Below are 22,939 nucleotides of genomic sequence, written 5' to 3'. Positions count from 1 at the left end.
GCCCGGCAGGCACACCTGCCGGGCGGGAGGAACCCCCTGTGTCTGACATCCCCCAGCCCCCCGTCTCTCGACGCGGCCGCAAACCGCTCGTCTCCCTCGTCTCACTGTTGCTGGTGACCGGATTGGTCTCCGCGTTGCCCGCCTCCGCCCTGGCCTACAACACCCGCCCGGACGTGGACCTGGGGGAGTCGGTGGACGGCCACGTCGCGGAACCGGCCGCGATCCCCAACGACACGACCATGAGTGACGCTGCGGTCGAGGCGCTGGCGGAGGCCGAGTGGCCCGAACCGGGTCTCCTGGGCTTCGACGAAGGGGAGACCGCGCCTCAGGCTCTTACTGCCGGTGACGAAACCGTCTGGGTGGGCGGTGTCGATGCCGAGGAGTTCGAGTCCTGGGTCTCGCCGCTGCCGAAGGTGGTCGAAGACCGGGAGGAGGACGAGGCCGAGGGAGCGAACGAGCGCCGAACACCGGCGGAGCCGCTGCCGGAGGGTTCCGACGACGCTGACTCCCACCCTGAAGAGGAGGCTGAGGAACCGGTCTCCGCTGGCCCGGAGGCCTCAGATCCGGACACGGAACTCGACACCGACGCGGAGCCGGACCCCGAGACCGAACCCGCCCCTGAGCTCGAAGAGCAGCAGGAGGTGGAGGAGCCGGAAGGCCCGGTGACCTCGGCTCAGGTGGAGGTCCTGGACCGTGCCGAGGTCGCTGAGTTGGGGCTCTCCGGTCTCGCACTTCGAGTCACGCGAACCGACGGTGGCGACGATGCTGGACCGGTCCGGGTGGAGGTCGACTACTCGGGCTTCTCCTCGGCCTTCGGAGCCGACTACGGCTCCCGGCTGGACCTGGTCGCGCTCACCGAGTGCGATGACGACGAGGGCTGCTGGACGACCCACGAACTGGGCGCTGACAACGACACCGACGTCCGGACACTGCATGCCCTGGTCCCCGCGACCGGCAGTGGAATCCTTGTGGCTGCCGTGGCCGCCGCCGACAGTGAGGAGGGGACCGGTGACTACACCGCCACCTCGCTGAGCCCCTCCTCCACCTGGAACGTCGGTACCCAGTCGGGTGGGTTCTCCTGGAACTACCCCGTTCAAGCGCCCAACGTCGCGGGTGGTCTCCAGCCGGAGATCAGCCTGGGCTACTCTTCCCAGTCCGTGGACGGCCGTACCTCCGGCACCAACAACCAGACCTCCTGGATCGGTGAGGGCTTCGACTACCACCCCGGTTACATCGAACGCCGCTACCAGACCTGCCAGGACGACGACACCGACATCCCGGACCAGTGCTGGTCCCATCACAACGCCACCCTGAACCTGGGCGGGCGCTCCACCGAGCTGGTCTACGACGACGGCGAGTGGACGCCCAAGAACGACGACGGTTCCAAGATCGAACGCCTGACCGGGGCCACCAACGCCGACAACGACGGAGAGCACTGGAGGGTCACCACCGTCGACGGCACCCAGTACCACTTCGGCCTCAACCGCCTGCCCGGGCACTCCTCCGGCGACGAGGAGACCAACTCGGCCTGGACCGTCCCGGTCTTCGGTAACGACGCCGGCGAACCCTGCCACAAGTCCAACCTGGGCGACGCGTGGTGCGATCAGGCGTGGCGCTGGAACCTGGACTACGTCGTGGACCTCCAGGGCAACGCGCTGGCCCACTACTACCAGGCAGAGACCAACAACTACGGACTCAACTTCAAGTCGGACCCGGTCAAGTACGACCGAGGCGGCTACCTCAAGCGCACCGCCTACGGGCTGCACAAGGACGACCTCCAGGCCACCGCCCCGGCCCAGGTGCTCTACGGTGTCGGAGAGCGCTGTGTGGACACTGACTTCGGCTGCAAGGTCGCGGATCGCAAGGAGTCCAACGCCAAGTACTGGCCGGACACCCCCCTGGACCAGGAGTGTGACAAGGACTGCGCGGGGAAGCACTCCCCGACGTTCTGGACCACCAAGAAGCTGAACAAGATCACCACCCAGCTGCACGACGGGACCGAGTACACCACCGTCGACAGCTGGGAGTTCAAGCACTCCTTCCCTGCTCCCGGTGACGGCACCGACCCCGCCCTGTGGCTGGACTCCATCACCCACACCGGTCACACCGGCGAAGGGACGGAGACCAAACCGGCCATCACCTTCACCGGCACGCCGATGCCCAACCGCGTCGATTCCACCACCGACGGCCTGGCCCCGATGAACAAGTGGCGGATCACCGCCATCCACACCGAGACCGGAGCCCAGGTGGACGTGTCCTACGCGGACTCCGACTGTGAGGCGGGCAAGGAACCCAAGGCCCACGAGAACACCAAGCGCTGCTTTCCCGTCGTGCGCACCCACCGCCCCGGAGCCGACGACATCACGGACTGGTTCGCCAAGTACGTGGTGACCGACCTGGTCGAGGTGGACCTCGTGGGCGGGCAGCCCGACGTGATCACCAGCTACGACTACGTGGGCACACCCGCGTGGGCGTACATGGACGACGACGGTTTCGTGGACAAGGACCACCGAACGTGGTCCCAGTGGCGCGGGTTCGACCGCGTGATCGAACGCACCGGCCATCCCGACGAGACTCGGACCGAGGTCGAGCACCTCTACTACCAGGGCATGAACGGTGACCACCTGCCCAGCGGCAAGAGAACGGTTCGGGTCACCGACTCCACCGGGACCAGCGTGGACGACGACCCGGTGTTCAACGGGCAACTTCGCGAGAGCATCGTCCGGAACGGGGTCGGAGGTGAGGTGGTCTCCAAGACCATCAGTACTCCCTGGAAGAAGCGCACCGCCTCCACCTCCCACAGCTGGACGCTGGAAGCACACCTGACCAACACCAAACAGGTGGACGCCTACACGGCTCTGGAAGACGGATCCTTCCGCCAGACCCGTACGGTCAACACCTTCGACGACCACGGCATGATCGCCTCGGTCCACGACCAGGGCGACGTGGCCGTGACCGACGACGACTGGTGCACCACCACCACCTACGCGCGCAACACCGGCCTGCACCTGCTCGACCCGGTCGCGCGAACCCAGACCGTGACCGCGGCCTGTGGTCAGGACGTCTCCTACCCCGACGACGTGGTCAGCGACACCCGCACCCTCCACGACGGTGGTGCCTTCGGCGATGCCCCCACCAAGGCACGCCCCACCGAGACGCAGCGGGTGGCCGACTACGAGGACGGCGAACCGGTCTACCAGACCATCACCGAGACCACCTTCGACACGTTCGGACGTGCTCTGGAGGTGACCGACGCCAAGGGGAACACCACGACGACCGCCTACACCTCCAAGGTCGCCGGTGGCCCTGACTCGAAGGTGGAGACGACCAACACCCTCGGTCACAAGAGCACCGTGGAGTACGACGAGCGCTCCCAACCGATTGCGGAGATCGACGCCAACGGCAACCGCACCGAACTGGCCTACGACCCGCTGGGACGTATGACCGACGTGTGGCTGGCCGACCGGCCCAGAGACCGTAACTTCACGCCGTCCATGAGGTTCGAGTACGACCTGTCCAAGGACAAACCCACGGTCGTCACCACACACACGCTGAACCCCGCAGGTCGCTACACCACCAGCTACCAGATCCTCGACGGGATGCTCCGCGAGCGCCAGAGCCAGGCTCCGGCCCCTGGCGGAGGTCGGGTCCTGACCGACGTCTTCCACGACAGCCGTGGCAACACGGTCATCTCCCGCGAGCCCTACTTCAACACGGAGGAGCCGGACGGGGAACTACTCACGGTCAACAACCACGACGAGATCCCCCGCTGGACACACACCGTGTACGACGGCGCGGACAGGGCCACCGACGCCGTCCACATGTCGCGAGGGGTGGAGCAGTTCCGCACCACCACCGAACACCAGGGTGACCGCACCCTGGTGACCGAACCCGAGGGCGGCACCGGTACCACCGCCATCACCGACGCGCGTGGCAACACCGTGGAACTGCGCAAGCACCACGGTCCCGCGGCGGAGGGTGAGTTCGACTCGACCTTCTACACCTACACCGCGCGTTCCGAGTTGAGGACGGTCACCGACCCGGGCGACAACACCTGGACCTACGAGTACGACCTGCGCGGCCGCAAGGTGACCGAGACCGACCCCGACACCGGGGTGAGCCAGATGGTCTACGACGAACTCGACCGGCTGGTCGAGACGACCGACGCCCGTGGCCAGAGCCTGAAGACCGTCTACGACGAGCTGGGCCGCCAGATCGAACTGCGCGACGGCGGCGGCGACCTACGGGCTGAGTGGACCTTCGACTCAGTGGCAGTCGGTCTTCCCGCCACTTCGACGCGCTACGAGGACGGACAGGCCTTCACCACCAGGGTGATGGGCTACGACCGGGTGAACCGGCCACGAGCCCACCAGATCAACATCCCCGCCAGCGAGGGAGAGCTCGCAGGCAACTACCTGTTCCGCACCTTCTACAACCCCGATGGCAGTGTTCGATCCACGGACATGCCGGCTGCCGGAGCCTTGCGCGCCGAACCCGTGACCTACGGCTACGACAACCTGGGTAACCCCACCACCCTCTCGGGTGGCGACCGCATCGTCACCGAGACCGTCTACTCCAAGGTCGGCAATCTCGTCCAGCGAGAGCTCCACCGCGGAGTACTGGGGGCCAGCCGCACCTGGCAGAGCTTCGACTTCGACGAGAAGACCAACAGGTTGGCTCTGGCCAGTGTCGTCCCCCAACAGGGGCAGGGTTCACTGTCGACCCAGACCTATGGCTACGACGCCCGAGGAAACCTGCTCTCGATCAACGACGAGCCGACTGACCCTGATCGCGCCAGCGACGTGCAGTGCTTTGACTACGACCACCTGCGCCGCCTGAACCAGGTCTGGACCCCGGACGCCGTCGGCAAGGAAGCCTGCGACGCCGAACCCGAGGTGACGGAGCTGGGCGGTACCGCCCCGTACTGGCACGAGTTCACCTACGACGCCATCGGCAACCGGGTCCAGGAGGTCCAGCACGGTCCCGGTGGTGGAGTCACCCGCGACTACACCTCGCCCGAGGACGGTCAGGGCCCCGCTCATGCTGTCACTCAGGTCGACGAGAGCGGCAGTGGGGGAAGCACTGCTCACTTCTACGACTACGACGAGGCCGGCAACATGGTCTCCCGTAAGAGTGGCGAGCACGACCAGACCCTCGAATGGGGACCCGAGGGAGAGCTGACCAAGGTCACGGGCGACCTTTCTGAGACCGAGTACGTGTACGACGCCGATGGTGAACGTCTCCTGCGTCGGGCCAACGGGGTCACCACCCTGTACCTGCCGGGCATGGAGGTCACCTGGGACCCGGCCGAGGGGACCGAGGAAGCGACCCGCTACTTCACGCATGCTGGCGAGACTGTCGCGGTCCGGGAGAATAGTGGTCGCCTGCACTGGATCGTGTCGGACCACCACGACACCGGCCAGATGAGCATCGACGCCAACTCGAACGAGGTCGCTCAACGCAGGATGACGGTGTTCGGCCAGGACCGCGGAACGACCGGTAGCTGGCCTGGCGAGCGGGGCTTCGTCGATGGGATGATCGATGCCTCCACGGGACTGACCCAGCTCGGAGCCCGCGCCTACGAGGCGGACCTGGGCCGGTTCATCTCCGTCGATCCGTTGATGGACCTGGCTGACGGTCAGCAGATGCACGGATACGCCTACGCCAACAACAGTCCTATGAGCTTCACTGATCCTGACGGACTGCTGCTGGTTGGCTCGCCTGGTCGAAAACAAGCTCCTGCTCAGCCGAGCTGGCACCATGACAAGTGGCTGTGGAACCAGCAGTACGTGCATCAGAACAACCCGAAGGCTTTGAAGAGGGCAACTCAAAAGTTCCATCGGATCACTGGGGGAAGCTACAGGCCCACCTTCTCAGGGGCGCGTCCACACAAGCCCTCTCCTACTCCTAGAAATCCTTTTACGGGTGCAAGCGCGACGGTCGACCCTCAGACCCAGGCCAAGAACGACGCGAGCTGGATGAACGAGACTCGAAGCGCGGTCGGCGGTTGGGTTTCAAGCAGATACACGACCGACGATGGTCTGAACTGGTGGAATATTGCTGGTGATGCAGCGTTTGCGATGAGCTTTATTCCAGGATTGCAGTGGGTCGGATTTGCCCTAGGTGCCGGTGTTGGGATTTCGAAGTTGTTTAGTTCTGGCCAAAAAAATGTGGATGGTATTTGGGATATAGCAGGGGCCTTGCCGTTTGGAATTGGCAAGGGTTCAAGATTCTTGGCCAGGTCCTCCATTAGGAGTAATGCTGCAGATTTCTTCTCCTATAAATCGTCAAAAAGGAAGCCGAATAGCCAGGCGGTGAGAAGTCGATATAATTCTCTCAGGGGAGATATATCATCGAGTAGGTACTACGACAGTGTGGTGCAGGGCACTGCAGGAATGATTGGAGGTGCGCATGATTTTGTCACAGGCGCGAGGGCTGTCGAGGATCCAGGGTGGAGCTGGGCTGCCTAGTGGGTGGACCGGAAGCGTGTGGCAGCGTTCAATATTGATCCAGGTCGCACAGCCCGAGGGAGCTCTGGCCTGCGTGATCAGGGACGAGATGTCCACCGACTAGACCCTACGCTTCTGTTCCTGGGCGCGTCGACACAAGGTCGAGTTGTGTCTCACTCCTGCCTATGCCTCGTGGGCCGTCCTGATCGAGGCGTGCTTCGGGGCACTGCGCCAGTTCACCAGCGCCAATGGTCCGAATACGGGTGCGGCATGCTTGCCTTGGGTGGTGCAATGCCAATGCCCGCGACCTTGCCGCACCCGCCTGGCAACGGCGCGAGAGTGCCGCGGTACTCAGCGAGAAGGAAGTTTGGTGGGGAGTCCGGACGGTGGCTAACCCACTAGTAGCCTTGGTGCTGAACTGATGTGACGATATGGGAAATGAAATATTGAGAAAGATTTTCGTTGAGTATGGAATCTGGCGTCTTTCGGAAATTTTTTACGTGAGGCTGTTCCCTGGCCTCGGAGGTCTGGGGGCTCTCGTAGTAAGATTGCGTAGACGTGCCCGGGGGGAGGGGGTTTCTGTTCGCGAGGCGAAGGAAATTTTCTTCCTGGACATGGTGCTTACATCGCTCTATGTGCTGCCATTGGCGCTAGCTACGGAAGCTATTTACCAGCTTTCTCAAGTGGCTTTCGTTTCAAACTTCGAAAGAGATTACTATTACGCTTGGTGCTTCCTTTTTTCCGCCCCTGCCATTGGCGTGACCTGCGTCATGGCTGTTGAGTCGGCAAGGGCTGTTTTGGTTGGCGCCGTTAAGGGGAGTCGTCATGTTATCTTCGCGCTCGGAAGAAATTCATATGCTGCAATTCACTCAATTTCAACTTCTGTCGTCGTGTGTGGTTTCTTGGTGAACGTGTTGTGAGTATTCAAGAATGGGGAAATTTGGGTGCTCTTGGCGAATAGTAGTTCGAGCTCATCTCTTTTGGTGAGTCTGCGGTAGCAAATCAGTGTGCAGGCAATGCTGGCGAAGGCCAGGAAGTGGTCGGCCTTGCGTTCGTAGTGTCGGTGCAGGCGGCGGCAGCCGGCCAGCCAGGCCATGGTGCGCTCGACCTGCCATCGGTGCCCACTCAACTGCTGCGACGACTCCCCACCCTTACGGGCCAGGCGGTGGACAGTGCCGCGCTTGCGGGGTCAGCGGCGCAGGTGGCGGTTCCAGGCGTTGCTGCGGCGGGCATTGAATCCCACTGTGCAGATTCAGGTACTCCCGTTCGGTCGTGGTGCGCACAGCGCGATGAACGGTCCCCTGGTCATCCTCGACATGGACCATGCGGAGTCACACGTGTACGCGGAGACGCCCGGATCGGGTCAGGTGATCACCGACCAGGTGATCGTGGGAAACTGCCAGCAGCAGTACGGGCACCTCAGGAGCCTCGCGCTCTCCCCTGAGGAAAGCCTGCTCTTCATCGCATCACTGTGAGGAGAACAACCGTGGACGCGACCTGGCGAAGGTCGAGCTACAGCGGCAACCAGGGCCACTGCGTGGAAGCGCGGAGGGATGCGGGTTCCCGTTCTCGTTCGGGATTCGCAGAACCGGGGGTCGGGCCACCTGGAGGTCCCCGATGAGCAGTGAATGCTCCTCCTGGAAGTGGCTGTCTCGAAGCTCTGACTCCGCGAGGCCCGAGAGGCTCCGTGCGCTCTCGAGGCACAGCTGGTCGACTGGTGATGGGCTGCCAAGATGCTGTTCCGCGCTCTTGAGCGGGTGGCCAACGAGGTCGGCTGGTCGTGGTAGTCAAGTCCTAAATGTCGGCTTCGTCCAGGGGAAGTGCTGCGTCGGATTTAGGGTCCGATAGGTTCTTGCGCTTACTCCGTCAGCACTGCCTCAACACGCGCTCGTCGTTGGGTCAGTGGAGGGGTGAGGGGAAGGCGCTGGAGGGAACGAGGCGCTCTCAAGGCGCCGCAGATCCTGTCAGAAGGCCTTCCAGTAGGCAGTCATGAGGCGGGTGGGGCTGTCTCAGGAGGTTCGGTGTGGAGGACTCAGCCGAGAATCCGAGGGGTGGCGTGGCTGCGAGGTGGCCAAGTCCGATGGGGTTCTCGCGGGTGCTGCTGCGACTGTGCTCCGACTGGGGAGCACGCGAGGAGCACACATGGCCCCCAAACGCCACGAGGACCTCGTTCGAGGCCCTCGCGCACCCCTCTGACCTGGGGGTTTGTGGTGCACCCAGCAGGATTCAAACCTGCGACCGTCGGATGAGAAGTTCTATGGTTGGGTATCGCCACGTGTCACTTCGTGTCGTTGCGTCCCGCACCATCCGAATCAGGATGCCGTCCTGTGCCACGTCGTGCTGCCCGGTGGCGTCCCGGTCCAAAACTGCGGAGCACCAACGGAGCACGCACCGGCCCCTGGCGGCGTCCGGTGGCACTTCGCGACGTACTTGTCCATCGCCCGTCTGTCGGGGCACGTACTCGAACGTCGTCTTACCTCAGCTTGCGCGCAGCGTCTCTGGGCCCTTGAGCCAGCCCTGACGGCGCGGTGGAGTGTCGCTGCGGTATCGCACACTGGGTGACCATGACGACCGAACCCGTGCTCCACTGCGTACGCGACTACTACTGGGGCTGCATCTACTGCTATGACGTTGGAGGCTACGACGGGGATGGCGACCACCTCTCCGGCGGCGGCCCGTTCTTTGCCGTGGACGACCATGTCGCCATCCAGGTGGCCAACAGCCGCATAGTGGACCCGCACGACGCCGACGTCGAACTGAACGTTTACGTCCACGCTGTTCCCATGGCCTCGTCCGACCACGCGTCCGTGATCGTCCTGCCTTCCGGGGTTCTCTCGATCGGTGACGCAGGCGGCTTCGACGAGATCCCCCTCCGCCCCGGGCGCTGGCTTATGCAGGTCGACCTGGATCCCCGCCGACCGGAGGAAGCCCAGTGGGTGAAGATCCATTTGTCTCCTGCAGATCCGCCGTAAATGAGGAGCCTTGTCCGAGCTCTGGTGTGTGCCGGGATCGCCTCCCGTCACTCGTGTGAACCTGGAGGCCGCCGAAGGGGATGTTGGTTTCGGCTTGCACCATGCCGCCGGAGGCGGCTGAGCGCACGGCGTGGCTGATCCCGTCAGCAGAGTTCGAGGACGACTATGGGCGGAAGGCCGGGTCCACAGAAGACGAAGCGTGGGTTCTTCGCCTCCAATGAACTCGGCACGAGACACTCCATGGCTCCCCGAAAACAGGTAGCGCCGACGAGTGCGGTGAACTTTGTGCTCCCCTGCCCGCGTGCGGCCGCGCGAGCCCAACAGCGTCTGAACCTGGTCGAACTCCTCCGGCCCGATGAGCGGCTCACGGACGGGACAGCCCGACCACGCCCAATCCTCGTTGCTGTTCCAGCGCAGTTCGGTCTGGTGGCTGAGCTGGATGTCGTTGACGTCCAGCAGCACTTCGCCCCTGCGCGGCGCTTGCTCAGTTGCCGCGACGCCGAAGCCCTGTCCCCGGAAGGTTCCTCCCACACGGGCGAAAGCGGCCGCCAACCACGGCCTACCAGTGGCGGGGATGGTGGACCCTGCGTCCCGGCTCTCGTGGCGGTCAGTCACGGAACCTTGACATGTTTTGTCCGAACCGTGGGCGTGAGGCTGTTTCGTCCCGGTGCTAGGAGAGCAGGGGTCGGAGCAAGGGCGGAAAGCTCCACCAGGCCCGTCCCGCGCCCATTCTTGGAGAAGATCATGAAGGCCCTTGTGTACAACGGATCCCGCGATGTCTCCGTCAAGGAGGTCCCTGACGCCCGGATCGAGCGTCCCACCGACGTGCTCGTGCGCATCACCGCCACCAACATCTGCGGTTCCGACCTGCACATGTACGAAGGACGCACCGACCTGGAGCCCGGCAAGGTGCTCGGGCACGAGAACCTCGGCGTGGTCGTCGAGGTCGGCGAGGGTGTCGAGCGCGTCAAGGTCGGCGACCACGTGTGTCTGCCGTTCAACATCGGCTGCGGGTTCTGTCGCAACTGCGAGACTGGCATGCCCTCCTACTGCCTGACGGCCAACCCCGACCCGGAGATGGCCGGGGCCGCCTACGGCTTCGTCGGGATGGGCCCCTACTCCGGCGGGCAGGCCGAGTACCTGCGCGTGCCGTTCGGGGACTTCAACTGCCTGCGGCTGCCCGAGGACGCGCAGGAGAAGGAGGACGACTACGTGATGGTCGCCGACATCTTCCCTACCGGCTGGCACGCCACCCGCCTGGCCGGGCTCAAGCCGGGGGAGTCCTGCGTCGTCTACGGCGCGGGTCCGGTCGGCCTGATGGCGGCCTACTCCGCGCTGCTCCAAGGGGCGTCCCAGGTGATGGTGGTCGACCGCCACCCCGACCGGCTGCGCCTCGTGGAGAGGATGGGGGCGATCGCCGTGGACGACTCCAAGGGCGACCCGGTCGAGCAGATCCTCAACCTCACCGACGGCCGTCGCGCGGACTGCGGCTGCGAGTGCGTCGGCTACCAGGCCCACGACCATCTCGGTGTCGAGCACCCCGAGATGACCATGAACAACCTGGTCAAGTCGGTGAAGTTCACCGGCGGCATCGGCGTCGTGGGCATCTTCCTGCCCTCCGACCCCGGAGCGTCGGACGAGATGGCCCGCAACGGTCGGCTCACCTTCGACATGGGGACGTTCTGGTTCCAGGGCCAGAAGATCGGTACCGGCCAGGCGCCGGTGAAGGCCTACAACCGGCAACTGCGGGACATGATCCACCGGGACCGCGCGAAGCCGTCCTTCATCGTGTCCCATGACCTGCCTCTGCAGCGGGCGCCGGAGGCCTACGAGCACTTCGACAACCGCGAGGACGGCTGGACCAAGGTGGTGCTCAAGCCCGCGCTGGCGTGAGCTACGCCGCTGGTCGGCCAGTCGGCCACGCAACCTACACCACGCGGGCCCGGAGGAGCTCAGGTTCTAACGGTGGTCGCAACACCCTGACTTTCAGGACATTGCGACCACGGTGTCGTTTTCGAGGGAAGAACGGGATCGTCTGCGAGCACGGTTCCTGGAACTGATGGACCAGATCGGCAACGCCACCGAGGTAGCCCGGCTGCTCGAGATCAACCGGAACACCGCCTTGGGGTGGGCTCGTCAGGCCTGGCCGAGCGCACAACGCCGACAACGGCCGTACCCAGCGCGCCAGGAGTACGAACGCCTGCGCACACGTGCCCCGACAGACCGCGTGAGAAGTCGGGGTGAATGAGCGCACCGCACGGGACTGGGACCACAGGGTACGCAAGTCCGGTAATAGCTGGCTCTACACCGACGGGCGTAGCGTGGACTCCCCACCGGGTAGACGACCACCAAGTCCCTGACCAGCCCTCCGCCAACCCTAGCCGCGCTCGGAGCGCAGGTGTACCCGCGTTTTCTGACTCTGACCGACCGGGAACGGATCGCGGATCTGCACCACCAAGGCCAGAGCCTGCGAGTGATCGGGCGCCAACTGGGGCGCCCTGCCTCGACCATCAAACAGACGCTCGGCGCTGCCACTACCGCGGAAAAGCAGTCCAGAAATCATGACAAACCGGAAACCCAATCGGAGTGCCGGGCGAGACACTGTGGGCACACCCGACGGGCCATCTGGTGAACCGGGCGTTCCGGAGCTCGGAGGAGCTGGAGCGGGTGCTGCGGTCCCATCTGTGCTCGGTCCAGTGACAGCCCGGTTTGTTGCGCGGTTTCATCCGATCGGTCCGGTTGGATCCGTGCCCTATTCCGTCAAGCGCCTAATCAAAGATCAGTAAAATCGAAGTGTAGCCCCTTGAGGAGACGGGTACATTTTTCACTTTTCCCATATAAGATTTCAGTAGGGGATCCGCTGCCGTTTATGAGGCAATGAGGTCTGTGCTTGCAAGGTTCAAGGTCTGGTGTTGTTCTTCAGGGCTTGTGTGTCAGCTTTCCTGACTGGGTCTCACTCAATTAGAGAGGCAGAATTTTGCTGGACGCAGAACGTCAGAAGGGCCAGAACGAGAACCGCCTTACGGTCGGCGTGATCGCTGATCCCGTCGCCATGCCAGCTTTGATCGGGGAACAGCTCGCTCAGGACCTTCCACAGTTGTTGACTCAACAAGTCGACTCAGAACAAACCTGGGCCGCCCAGGTGCACTGGGAACGCCTCCCGCCCAGCGATAGCCGCCACACGGCGATGATGGAGCTCGCCGAGACCAAGTTGGCCGAGCACGGCTGGGACATGGTCGTATGCGTGACCGACCTGCCCATGCGCAGCGGCAAGCGAGCGATCATGGGTGACATGAACAGCCAGCGGCGCGTAGTCGTGGTCTCGTTACCGGCCTTCGGGGTCATGGCGCTGCGGCGCAGGGTCGGTGCGGTAGTGGCTCAGCTCGTCGCTGATATGCACAGACCCGGGGCTCCCCAAGAGGGGACCGCACCACACGCACGAAACCGCATCCCCCTACTAGCGGCGCGTTTTCGGCGTCACACCCCCGACCAGGCCGGAGTCGATGCCCGGATCTCCTCCAAGTGGGGGAATCTGCGTTTGTTGTTGGGGATGGTACGAGCCAACCGGCCCTGGCGCCTGACCTGGAGCTTAACCAGCCCGCTGGTCGGTGCCTTTGCCTTCAGCGCATTCTATTTGCTCAACGCCACAGTTTGGGAGATCGCGACCACTTTGTCAGCCTGGCGCCTGGCCCTTGCGGCAATGGGAGCGCTGTCGGTGATGACTGGATGGCTCATTGTTTACCACAACTTGTGGGAACCGGTGGGGGCGCGCCCCCGCGACGAGCGCCAACAGGCGGTGCTGTTCAACGCGACGACGGTACTGACCTTGGGCCTCGGAGTAGCTTTTTTGTATGTGGGCCTGTATCTGGTCAACTTGACAGCGGCGCTGGTATTGCTCTCGCCAGGGGTTCTGGATTCGTACATCGCTGGCCAAGCGAGCGCGGGCACCTATGTGCTGATCCCTGTGCTGGTGACGGCGGCGGCCACGGTGGCGGGTGCGATCGGGTCCGGTTTCGAGAGCGAGGAGTCGGTGCGCAACGCCGCCTTCAGCCGGCGCGAACGGGAGCGGCGCGAGGCTTTCCGAGAAAGGCACGAACAGCGCCAAGGATCTCTACAAGAACGCGGAGAGGCTTCCTGAGCTTGAGAACACGTTCCTCACGTCGACGGGGGTCGTGCGTGGCCGGGTAGACAGGCCCGGACGGGTGCGTAGTTGATGAGCTGGTCGGTCCCAACACCACGGCATGCACACGACACGAAGTGAATCTCCCCGGTTGTGTTGGACACTCCGATGGGCGTCTGAGAGGGCTCGTCCGGCCCCCGGTTGCCCCCGCGCAGGGTAGGGGTTCAGAGGCGGCCGCGGGGTGTTGAAGGGCGTGCGGGGGCACATCGACTGCGGGCCCGCACGGTCACGGGACGGCAAAGTGCTCTGTGAGGTCGCGCCCCACCTGTACTCGCCTTGTATTGGGGAGCACACCAGGAGCACACATCGCCCGAAAACACAGCGAGGACCTCTTCCGAGGTCCTCGCGTACCCCGTTTGACCTGGGGTTTTGTGGCGCACCCAGCAGGATTCGAACCTGCGACCGTCGGATTAGAAGTCCGGCGCCCGGGTGCCGCCACGTGTCACTTCGTGCCGTTGCGTCCCGCACCATCCGAATCAGGATGCCGTCCTGTGCCGTGTCATGCCACCCGCTGACGTCCCGGTCCAAGACTGCGGAGCACAAACGGAGCGCGCACGGGCGATCATCGGCGTCCGATGGTCGCGGGCGAGGATTTCGGGGGCTCCCTCTCGTGTTCTTGTCGTGTGTGCTCCGCCAGCGCAGGGCGGTTCCACCTGTCCCGTCTGCTGGGAGGTCGTGACGGGCCGGTCTTTGGGACCCCAGCTGGTGGGCTGTGAGTGCTGGCTCAACCCTCCTCATCCCCGGTTACTCCAGCGTGTGGTGCCTCTTGGGTGCATTTCGCTTAGACAACAAGCCAGGTCTGGATCCCTGTACCCGTCGGGACGACGCTCTCTTTATGCTAAATTTACGCCGTTCTGTCTGGTTTAGGCGTTGTTCCGGATTTGCGGGCTTTGGGGGAAGCGTGCATGCCTAGGGATAGGTGTGTTTTTCGCGCCCGGCTCGCCGTGGGTAATCCGGAGGTGACCGTTCGTGTCGAACGGCCAGCAGTCGTCCGTGCGCGCAGCTCTCGCTCGGTTCTTCCTCAGAGGCGATAACGCTGAGGTACGACGCCAGAGGTCCAAGAGCAGGTTGCTCAAGACCACGGCGGTCGGTTGCGTCTTGGTGCTCCTTCTGACGGACTCCATGACGAGTGTGCCCGCTAACCCGGCTATGCCCCGTCTGACCCCTGTGTCCGCTGCTGATGTTGAGACGCCGGACCAGGACGATGCCACCGCGGAAGGACTCGGCCACGAGGCAGAGGCTGCTTTGGTCGACAGCTCCTCAGGGCCGACAGGTGCTGGACCGAACGCGGATGCTCCGGACGGAGCGCTTTCTTATGAGTGGCCGGACCTGCCGGAGGACGCGGACACTCTGGCCCCGCCGGACTTGGAGAGCCCGGCGACGCGCTTCGCCGAAGAAGAGCCTGAACCGCAGGTCACAGGCTTCGACTCTGAGACGAGCGTGGAGCTCGTGGAGGAACGCGACGAGTACTCGCGGACCTTCGAGAACGAGGACGGCACACATTCCACGGACTTCTCCCAAGAACCCCTCCACTTCGAGGCGGAAGACGGCTCCTGGGAGGAACTCGACCCCAGTCTCGTCCCTGAAAACTCTCTGACCTGGACCGGAGTAGCCGGTCCTCAGGAGGTGTTCTTCGCGACGAATGCGGACGCGGACGAGCTCGCAAGGATGGAACTGGCGGACGGGCACAGCCTGTCCTTCTCACTCGAAGGTGCCGCTGGCACTCAGGGCGAGGTTCTGGAGGACGAGCCTGACACCATCGTCTACACCGAGGCCCTCCCCGGGACGGACATCGAGCTCAAGTCCTTGAAGGGAGGCGGAGTCAAGGAGACCATCTGGCTCCACAGCCTGCCCGAGACCGAGGCGGACGCGGTCTGGCGGTTCCCGCTGGAACTCGAAAACCTGGAGCCCGTCCTACTGGAAGATGGCAGCATCGACCTGGTCGACGACGAGGGTGAACCGGTCGGTCATATCCCCGCCGGGTACATGGAGGACTCCGACATCGATCCCCGCTCCGGAGACGGGGCCTGGTCCGAAGCCGTCGATTTCGAACTCCTACAGGAAGAACAGCGCTGGATTCTCCAGGTCAGCGCTGACTTCGACTGGCTCACCGATGAAGAGCGGGTCTACCCGGTCGCGGTGGACCCCACCTCGACCTGGAACTACAACGCCTCCCAGGACACATACGTCCAGACCGGGTTCAATACTTCGCGCTACACCGAGCAGGAGCTCAAGGCCGGCACCTATAACGGCGGTTCCACCCGCACTGCCTCGTACCTGCGATTCAACGCGATGGTCAACGAGCTCAGCAACCACAAGATCTACGGCGCCAAGCTCCACTTGTTCAACCACTGGTCCTACTCGTGCACCCCGAGCCCCGTTCACGTGCACGAAGTAACTCAGTCCTGGTCGCAGAAGTCCATCTCCAACTTCCCTGGACCCAGCTACAACTCCACCGCCCTTGGGAGCGCGAGCTTCGCACGCGGTTGGATGCCGGCCGGAGCTAGCTCCAGCTCCTGCCCCGCCCGATACGAGGGCATCGACCTAGGGACGCGCGGCCGCAACCTCATCCAGGCCTGGGTCGACGGCGACAAACCCAACCACGGCATTACCGTCCGGGCCTCCAACACCAGCAACAGTGGGTGGAAGAAGTTCGGCAGCCGCGAGTCGTGGGGCGCGCCGTACATGACGGTCACCTACAGCCCCTACCGCGCGGACTACGCCTTCGCTCAGACCCCTCCGGTCTTCGACCCCACCCCGCACGCCACTCGGGGCACCAACGTTGACGTCAAGGTGACCAACCGGGGCGACAAGACCTGGACAGGTACCAACGGCTACGAGCTCAGTTACCAGGTCTTCGACAAGAACGGTAACCGCGTCTACCACGTCGCTCCCACGACCAAGATGCCCAGGAACGTGGCCACAGGGCAAACCGCGACCGTCCGGGCCAAGATCGACCCCCTGCCTCCGGGCACATGGACCATCCAGTTCGACATGACCCACAAGGCCCAGTCCTTTGCGGCCTGGGGCGTGCCCATGACAGCCCAAGTTCAGCTGGAGATCCCCGACCTCCCGCCGCAGCTGCTGGACTACAGCCCACGCGACGGTGCGCGCGTGGCGACCCTGGCCCCTGAGTTCACTGCTCTGGGTCGCAACAATGACGCCTGGCCCACCGACGGGATGGAGTTCTGGTTCAACTTCTGTGACGGGGAGTGGCCGGACTGGGAGTGCGTGGACTCCGGCTGGCAGGAGGAGACCTCCTGGCAGTTGCCGGAAGGCAAGATGAAGTGGGGCAACCAGTACTGGTGGAACGTCTTCGTCCGTGATGGCAGCCAGCACACAGAAAGCGGCTGGCTACGGTTGATCGCTGAACCCGACCAGCCCTCGGTCACCTCCAACCTGGCGGGCGGAGGCTCGGGCGAGCAGGGAACGGTCAACGCGCTAATCGGCAATTACACCCAGAGTGTGACCGACGCCGCGGTACCGACGGCGGGGCTGCCGCTGAGCGTCATGCGCACCTACAACTCCGCTGACCCTCGCCAGGACGGGATGTTCGGCGCGGGGTGGTCCACCCGGTACGACATGCGCCTGGCACAGGACGTGGACGGCACCGGGAACGTCGTAGTGACGTACCCCGACGGTCGTCAACACCGGTTCGCGCGCAATGCCGATGACAGTTTCACACCCCCCTCGGGGATGCACGCGGTGTTGGCCGAGACCGCCACGGGTTGGCGGCTGATGGACAAGGCTTCCACTTCCTACGTCTTCGACGACGCCGGTCTCCTCCTGGAGATCACCGACCATCGAGACCGTTCCCAGACCATCTCCCACGATGCCTCGGGTCAGGTCTCGACGGTGACCGCGGATGGCGGTCGCTCCTTGGACTTCACCTGGTCGGACGGGCGCGTCAGGTCGGTGACTGCGCGCGGCGGTGACGACTCCGCTGAGTGGACCTACACCTATGATGGCCAGCGGCTGAGCCAGGCCTGCAACCCGGAGCAGGAGTGCAGCTCCTACACCTACGAGGATGGTTCGCACTACCGGGCCGCAGTGATGGACGCCAATCCCTACGGCTATTGGCGTTTCGAGGAGACGGGCGGGGAGGCCTTCGCTAACGAGGTTCCCTCGGCCCTGGGCGGTGAAAAGGCCGTCATGGTCGGGGAGCCGACGGGCGCTGACGGCGTGCTCGCGGGGACGAACACCAACGCGATGGAGGCCGGTGCGGGCGCCTACGCGGAGCTGCCCGAGTCGATCCTGCACCGGATCGGTACTCGCCTGACCGTAGAGGCCTGGTTCTCCACCACCGAGCACGGCACCGTCATTGGTGCTCTGGACAAACCCACCAGTCCCAAGGAACGTACCCAGCTCGTCTACGTGGGTACCGACGGCAAGCTCCGGGCCCAGTTCTGGACCACCTCCGGCAAGGTAGATCCGATCACCACCGACGGTGCGGTCAACGACGGGCAGTGGCACCACGTCGCCCTCACCTCGGACGGGACGACGCAGACGCTCTACCTGGATGGCGAGGAGATCGGGACCAAGAGCGGCCAGGTCGAGCACCGCAACACCAAGTTCGTCTATGTCGGCCACGGCATGGGAAACAGCGGGTGGCCCGCGACCCTGCCCTCGCTAGGGAACTTCCCCTTCCAGGGGCAAATCGACGAGGTCGCGATCTACCAGCGCCCTCTGCACCCCGACACCGTCGCACTGCATCACTCTTCCGGTGTCGACCCGGCAGACCGGCTGAAGGAAGTCACCACACCGGAAGGGAACCTTTCGGCCCATCTGTCCTTCGACGAGTCCACCGCAAGGGTGCGGATCCACAACGACCACAACGGCGGCAAGTGGGTCTACTCAGACCGGCTCTACAACGGCAACATCAACGACGAAGAGCCCCAGGTCACCGCAGAGGTGACCATCACCGACCCGCGCGCGGCCGATTCCTCGACACGCTACGACGCGTTGGCAGGTTACCGCTCTGTCACTGACGTCGACCAACTAGGTCACCAGACCACCTACGGCTATGACACCGGTGGGTTCCTGGTCAAGACCACCCTGCCCAACGGCGCACAACTACGGTTCTTCAACGACGAACGCGGCAACCGCCTCGGGCAGATGAGCTGCCGCGACGTGGAGGCTGAGAACTGCCACTGGGAGTGGTTCTCCTTCCATCACGACCCGGACGACCCCTTCGACCCGCGCAACGACCAGCTCGTCTCACACATGGACGCCCGATCCGAGAACTTCCTGGACGCTACCTACCGCACCTGGTGGGGCTACAACTCCTACGGTGACCAGATCTCCGAAACCGGACCTGCCACTGAGGACTTCCCCGACGGTCGGACAATCCGTTACTTCTACACCGACGACAAGGAACCAGCCACGGACGGCGGGATGGCTCCGGCCGGACTCCTGGTCGAGACCTGGGATGCCGACGAGGGCAAGACCCGCTTCACCTACAACACCCACGGCGACATGACCCGGGTGCGGGAACCTTCCGGGCTGGTTACCGAGTACACCCATGACGGGCTCGGCAGGGTGAAGTCCTCTACGGACATCACGGAGGACAACACCGACGGCATCACTACGACGTTCACCTACGACAACGCTGGACGCGTACTTACCGAGACTGGGCCCGCCGTCCCCAACCAGCTGACCGACACCTCCCACCAGCAGCGAACTAGCCACGTCTACGACAAGGACGGCAACCCCGTCCGCCTGACGATCAGCGACCTGACCGGCGGTGATCCGGACCGCGCAACCCAGTTTGCCTACAACCGCTACGGGCACCTGTCGGCCCGGACCGACCCGGAGGGGAATACCGAGCATTACGGCTACGACCCCACCGGCGCGCAGACCTACCACCAGGACGCAGTCGGCACTGAGTTCCGCACTACCTACACTGACCGCGGTCACGTGGCCGAACACATCATCGAAGGCTGGACCGGCCACCCAGACGAAGACAATGCCCCCGCACCTCTTGTGCTTCAGTCTTACGCCTACGATCCGAACGGCAACCTGGCCTCAACCACCGACGCTGTCGGCCGCACCACTTCCTACACCTACTATGCCGACGGGCTTCCCGCGCAGACCATCGCCACCGGCGCGATGCTCAACGACAGCGAGGAACCTCAAGACGTAGTCCTGGAGGAACACCTCTACGACCCGGCGGGCAACCCGATCCGTACGTTGACGGGCAACGGCACCACACGCGCAGACATGGTCTGGGACGAAGCCTCCCGACTGGCCAGCGAGACCCATGACCCCGAAGGCCTGGCTCGGAGTACTTCCTACACCTACGACGCGCGCGACAACGTCCTCGAGGTCGTTCTGACCGACCCCTCCGAACGCGTTGAGCGGATGCGCTATGCATACGACTCGGCCGGGAACCTCATTGAGGAAGCCGTTCAGGTCGATGGTGAGGAGCTCCTGACCAGCTACGAGTTCAACGAACTCGGACTGGTCACCGCGATCACTGACCCGCGTGGAAACGAAAGCGGAGCGACAACGTCGGACTTCACCACGCGGATGACCTACGACGAGCTCGGACGCCTGGTCGAGGAAGCACTGCCTGAGACGAAGATCGAACGACACGGTGAGCTAACCATCACGGGTAGCCCCACCAGCGCGTTTGGTTACGACTTGGTCGGTAACCTCACCCATCAACGGGATGCCGAAGGAAACACCTCGGTTTTCGGCCATGACCTGCTCGGACAGCAGACCGATGCCCAGGCCCCGACCTTCGATGGTGCGGACGGCGAGCCGGTGACCCCCCGAGCGCGGACCAGCTACGACGCTCTGGGCCGCATGATCGAGCAGACTGACGCCCTGGGCAACACCCGCGTCTACACCTGGGACCAATTGGGTCACCTCACGGGGATCACCGACCCCAAGTTGACTGGTGCCGCCGAAGCCGGCGAGTGGACTTTCTTCCACAACCCGGCCGGGGAGATGCTCGCTGTGGTCGACCCACTGGAGGCCAGAACCGAGGCCACCTATGACGACCTTGGTCGGCAGGTCACCGACACCCAGATCGAACGGCTCCCTGCTGCGGCGGCCTACACCACGCACCTCGCCTATGACGTGATGGGAAACCAGGTCTCGGTCGCCGACCAGCTCGGCAACGAGAGCACCAGTGCCTACAACGCGCTGGGTGAGCTGGTGGAAACGGTCGATCCTGTCGGTGTGGCCACCACATTCGACTATGACCTCGCCGGACGCCTGTACAAGGTCACCGATCCGGCGGGAACACAGGCGTTGTCGGAGTTCGACCTGGCCGGACGCCTGGTCCGGACCCGGATCCTGGACGCGGAGAACAACGAGCTCCGAACCCAGTCAACCGAGTACGACGCCGCTGGCCTGCCCATCAAGCAGACCGACCCCCTTGGCAATGCGGTGCGCACTGAGTACAACGCCCAGGGCTTGCCGACCAGCCTCATCGAACCGGTCGATGGCTCCCAGAGCATCACGACCAGCTTCGGCTACAACGCTCTGGGGCAGCAGACCCGGATCACAGACGGCCGTGGGAACAGTACCCACACCACCTACACGCCCAACGGGGAAGTCGCCGACCTCATCGAACCCGCGACCGATACGGCTGCGGATCTGGCCGACCGCACTTGGAGTACCTTCTACGATGCCGGAGGCAACCCCGTCCGGCAGGAGGTGCCTGGCGGCATGGTGCGTGAGCGCACCTACAACGAGCTGGGCGTCCTGACTCGGGAAACGGCGACTGGCTCTGCGGTCGCCACCGAGGACCGTGGTTTCGGGTACGACCTCCTGGGGCGTCCGAAACAGATCGGTACCCCGGACGGGTACATCGAGATCGTCTACGACGACCGCGGCAACCAGGTGCAGTTCCTAGGGCCGGACACCGTCTCCTTCGAGGGCGTGGCGCCGGGGACCACCATTAGCTATGACGCGGCAGGACGCGCCGACACCAGGTTGGATGTCGTTACTGGCACCACCACCTTCGGCTATGACGCCGCCGGACGCGTCATCGAGCAGCACGACCCGGTGACCGGCACGGATCTGAGTATCGACTACGACGAGACCGGCCAGGTCGCTTCGGTGACCACCGACGGCGGTTCAGTACGGAGTTTCAGCTACGATCCGCTCTCCCAACTGACTGAGGACACCTTGGTCTCCTCCGCGGGTGAGACAACTGTGTCCACTACCTATGCCTATGACGGTGCCGGAAACATCACCGAACGCTCCACTGAGGGCACCATGCCTTCCGGGAGGCACAAGTTCGCCTATGACCAGGCATCACGCCTGATCTCTTGGACCTCAACGGACGAACAGGAGACCGAGTACACCTGGGACGCCTCCGGAAACCGTGTCCAGGCCGGTCCTGAGACCTTCGAGTTCGACGAGCGCAACCAGCTCATCGCCTCCAGCGGGGGAGACACGTGGGCCTACAACCCCGATGGGACCCTCAGGTCCCAATTCGTCGACGGCGAGCTGCGCACCCCGCAGTTCGACGGCTTCGAGCGCATGATCAGCGCGGGCAACGGGTCCGGTGAGTACTCCTACGACGCCTTGGGTCGTGTGGCCGAGCGCGGAGCCGGAAGCCAGGAGCACACCTTCGTTTACCAGGGACTCGGCAACAACCCGACCGCTGTGCTGGACGGGACGGACACACCGATTTCCCAGTACGGGCGTGACGTTTCGGGGGAGTTGACCAGTGTCGCGGACCAGGGGCAGACTCCGGCTCTGGCCTACGGCAACTCTCATGGGGATTTGGTGGCTGCCCACACCAGTACTGGCACGGTGGTCACCTCGACGGACTTCGGCCCCTTCGGCGAACAGCTCGGCAACAGTCTCGCGTCGTCGGTGGGCTACCAGGGCGAGTGGACGGACCCCGACACCGGTGATGTCAACATGCACGCCCGCTGGTACCAGCCCGGAACCGGACGCTTCGCCTCCCGCGACACCATGACATTGGATCCGTTCCCTTCGGTTCAGGCCAACCGGTTCACCTACGGTAATGCGAACCCGATTATGTATGTCGACCCGAGTGGCCATAACGCCGCTACGAAAATTCGTGAAAGCATGGCCGAAGTCAATCGCAAGCTCAAACAGATTGCCCGGAGTGAGGCGATGAGGACTGCGGCCCGGATTGCTCGGCTTCGTCGGTACTCGAACCCTGTTTCCGCTTTTTGGGGAACTCTCATGGAGCCGGGAATTCTGGCTGACGGTACTTGTGGTGGGCCCTGCTACTACCCAGGACTGGGGGGGCGACCTTCTGGGCCTCGCAACAATGGGCCCAAATTCGCTAGCGCAACTGCAGGCTCAATTGTCCGCGGCGGTGGTGGTGGCGGTGGGGGAAGGGGGGG

7 protein-coding genes and 2 pseudogenes are annotated in these 22,939 nt (G+C 64.1%); 8 read left to right on the top strand and 1 reads right to left on the bottom strand.

What is annotated here, in order from left to right; translation table 11 throughout:
- Positions 1-38 precede the first annotated feature (38 nt).
- Positions 39-6,470 (top strand): RHS repeat-associated core domain-containing protein, encoded by a 6,432-nt coding sequence (locus D452_RS0125545; protein WP_017546974.1) that lies wholly within the window; start codon positions 39-41, stop codon positions 6,468-6,470.
- 961 nt (positions 6,471-7,431) lie between these two features.
- On the opposite strand, the pseudogene D452_RS30535 reads toward D452_RS0125545, so the two are convergent.
- Positions 7,432-7,629, bottom strand: a pseudogene (locus tag D452_RS30535) (transposase); the annotation flags it as partial.
- A gap of 64 nt (positions 7,630-7,693) precedes the next feature.
- Here D452_RS30535 and D452_RS28985 point away from each other — a divergent pair.
- The 7 genes and pseudogenes from D452_RS28985 to D452_RS28980 form a co-directional block, all read left to right on the top strand.
- Positions 7,694-7,924 (top strand): Scr1 family TA system antitoxin-like transcriptional regulator, encoded by a 231-nt coding sequence (locus D452_RS28985; protein ID WP_017546973.1) that lies wholly within the window; start codon positions 7,694-7,696, stop codon positions 7,922-7,924.
- Positions 7,921-8,070, top strand: a complete 150-nt coding sequence (locus tag D452_RS32000) for a DUF397 domain-containing protein (RefSeq protein ID WP_387519390.1) — start codon at positions 7,921-7,923, stop codon at positions 8,068-8,070. The genes D452_RS28985 and D452_RS32000 overlap by 4 nt, the downstream gene beginning before the upstream one ends.
- A 943-nt stretch (positions 8,071-9,013) precedes the next feature.
- Positions 9,014-9,421 carry a hypothetical protein gene (locus D452_RS0125535; RefSeq protein WP_239646454.1) on the top strand — a complete coding sequence of 136 codons (408 nt, stop codon included), beginning with the start codon at positions 9,014-9,016 and terminating at the stop codon, positions 9,419-9,421.
- Positions 9,422-10,165: 744 nt separating this feature from the next.
- Positions 10,166-11,314 carry a glutathione-independent formaldehyde dehydrogenase gene (locus D452_RS0125530; RefSeq protein ID WP_026129680.1) on the top strand — a complete coding sequence of 383 codons (1,149 nt, stop codon included), beginning with the start codon at positions 10,166-10,168 and terminating at the stop codon, positions 11,312-11,314.
- A gap of 347 nt (positions 11,315-11,661) precedes the next feature.
- Positions 11,662-11,945 (top strand): annotated as a pseudogene (locus D452_RS32055) (helix-turn-helix domain-containing protein); the annotation flags it as partial.
- 453 nt (positions 11,946-12,398) lie between these two features.
- Positions 12,399-13,559, top strand: coding sequence for a hypothetical protein (locus D452_RS0125520; RefSeq protein WP_026129679.1), 1,161 nt, complete (start codon positions 12,399-12,401; stop codon positions 13,557-13,559).
- 1,209 nt (positions 13,560-14,768) lie between these two features.
- On the top strand, positions 14,769-22,939 hold an 8,171-nt coding region (locus D452_RS28980; RefSeq protein WP_239646453.1), incomplete at its 3' end, for a DNRLRE domain-containing protein.

The sequence above is a fragment of the Nocardiopsis prasina DSM 43845 genome, from assembly GCF_000341265.1.
GTDB classification, from domain to species: Bacteria; Actinomycetota; Actinomycetes; order Streptosporangiales; family Streptosporangiaceae; genus Nocardiopsis; species Nocardiopsis prasina.
This window is presented reverse-complemented; position numbering and strand designations above follow the sequence as displayed.

What these genes read in the sequence shown, in the direction of transcription:
- D452_RS0125535 (WP_239646454.1), top strand. Translation starts at nt 9,014, where the DNA reads ATGACGACCGAACCCGTGCTCCACTGCGTACGCGACTACTACTGGGGC.
- D452_RS0125530 (WP_026129680.1), top strand. Translation starts at nt 10,166, where the DNA reads ATGAAGGCCCTTGTGTACAACGGATCCCGCGATGTCTCCGTCAAGGAG.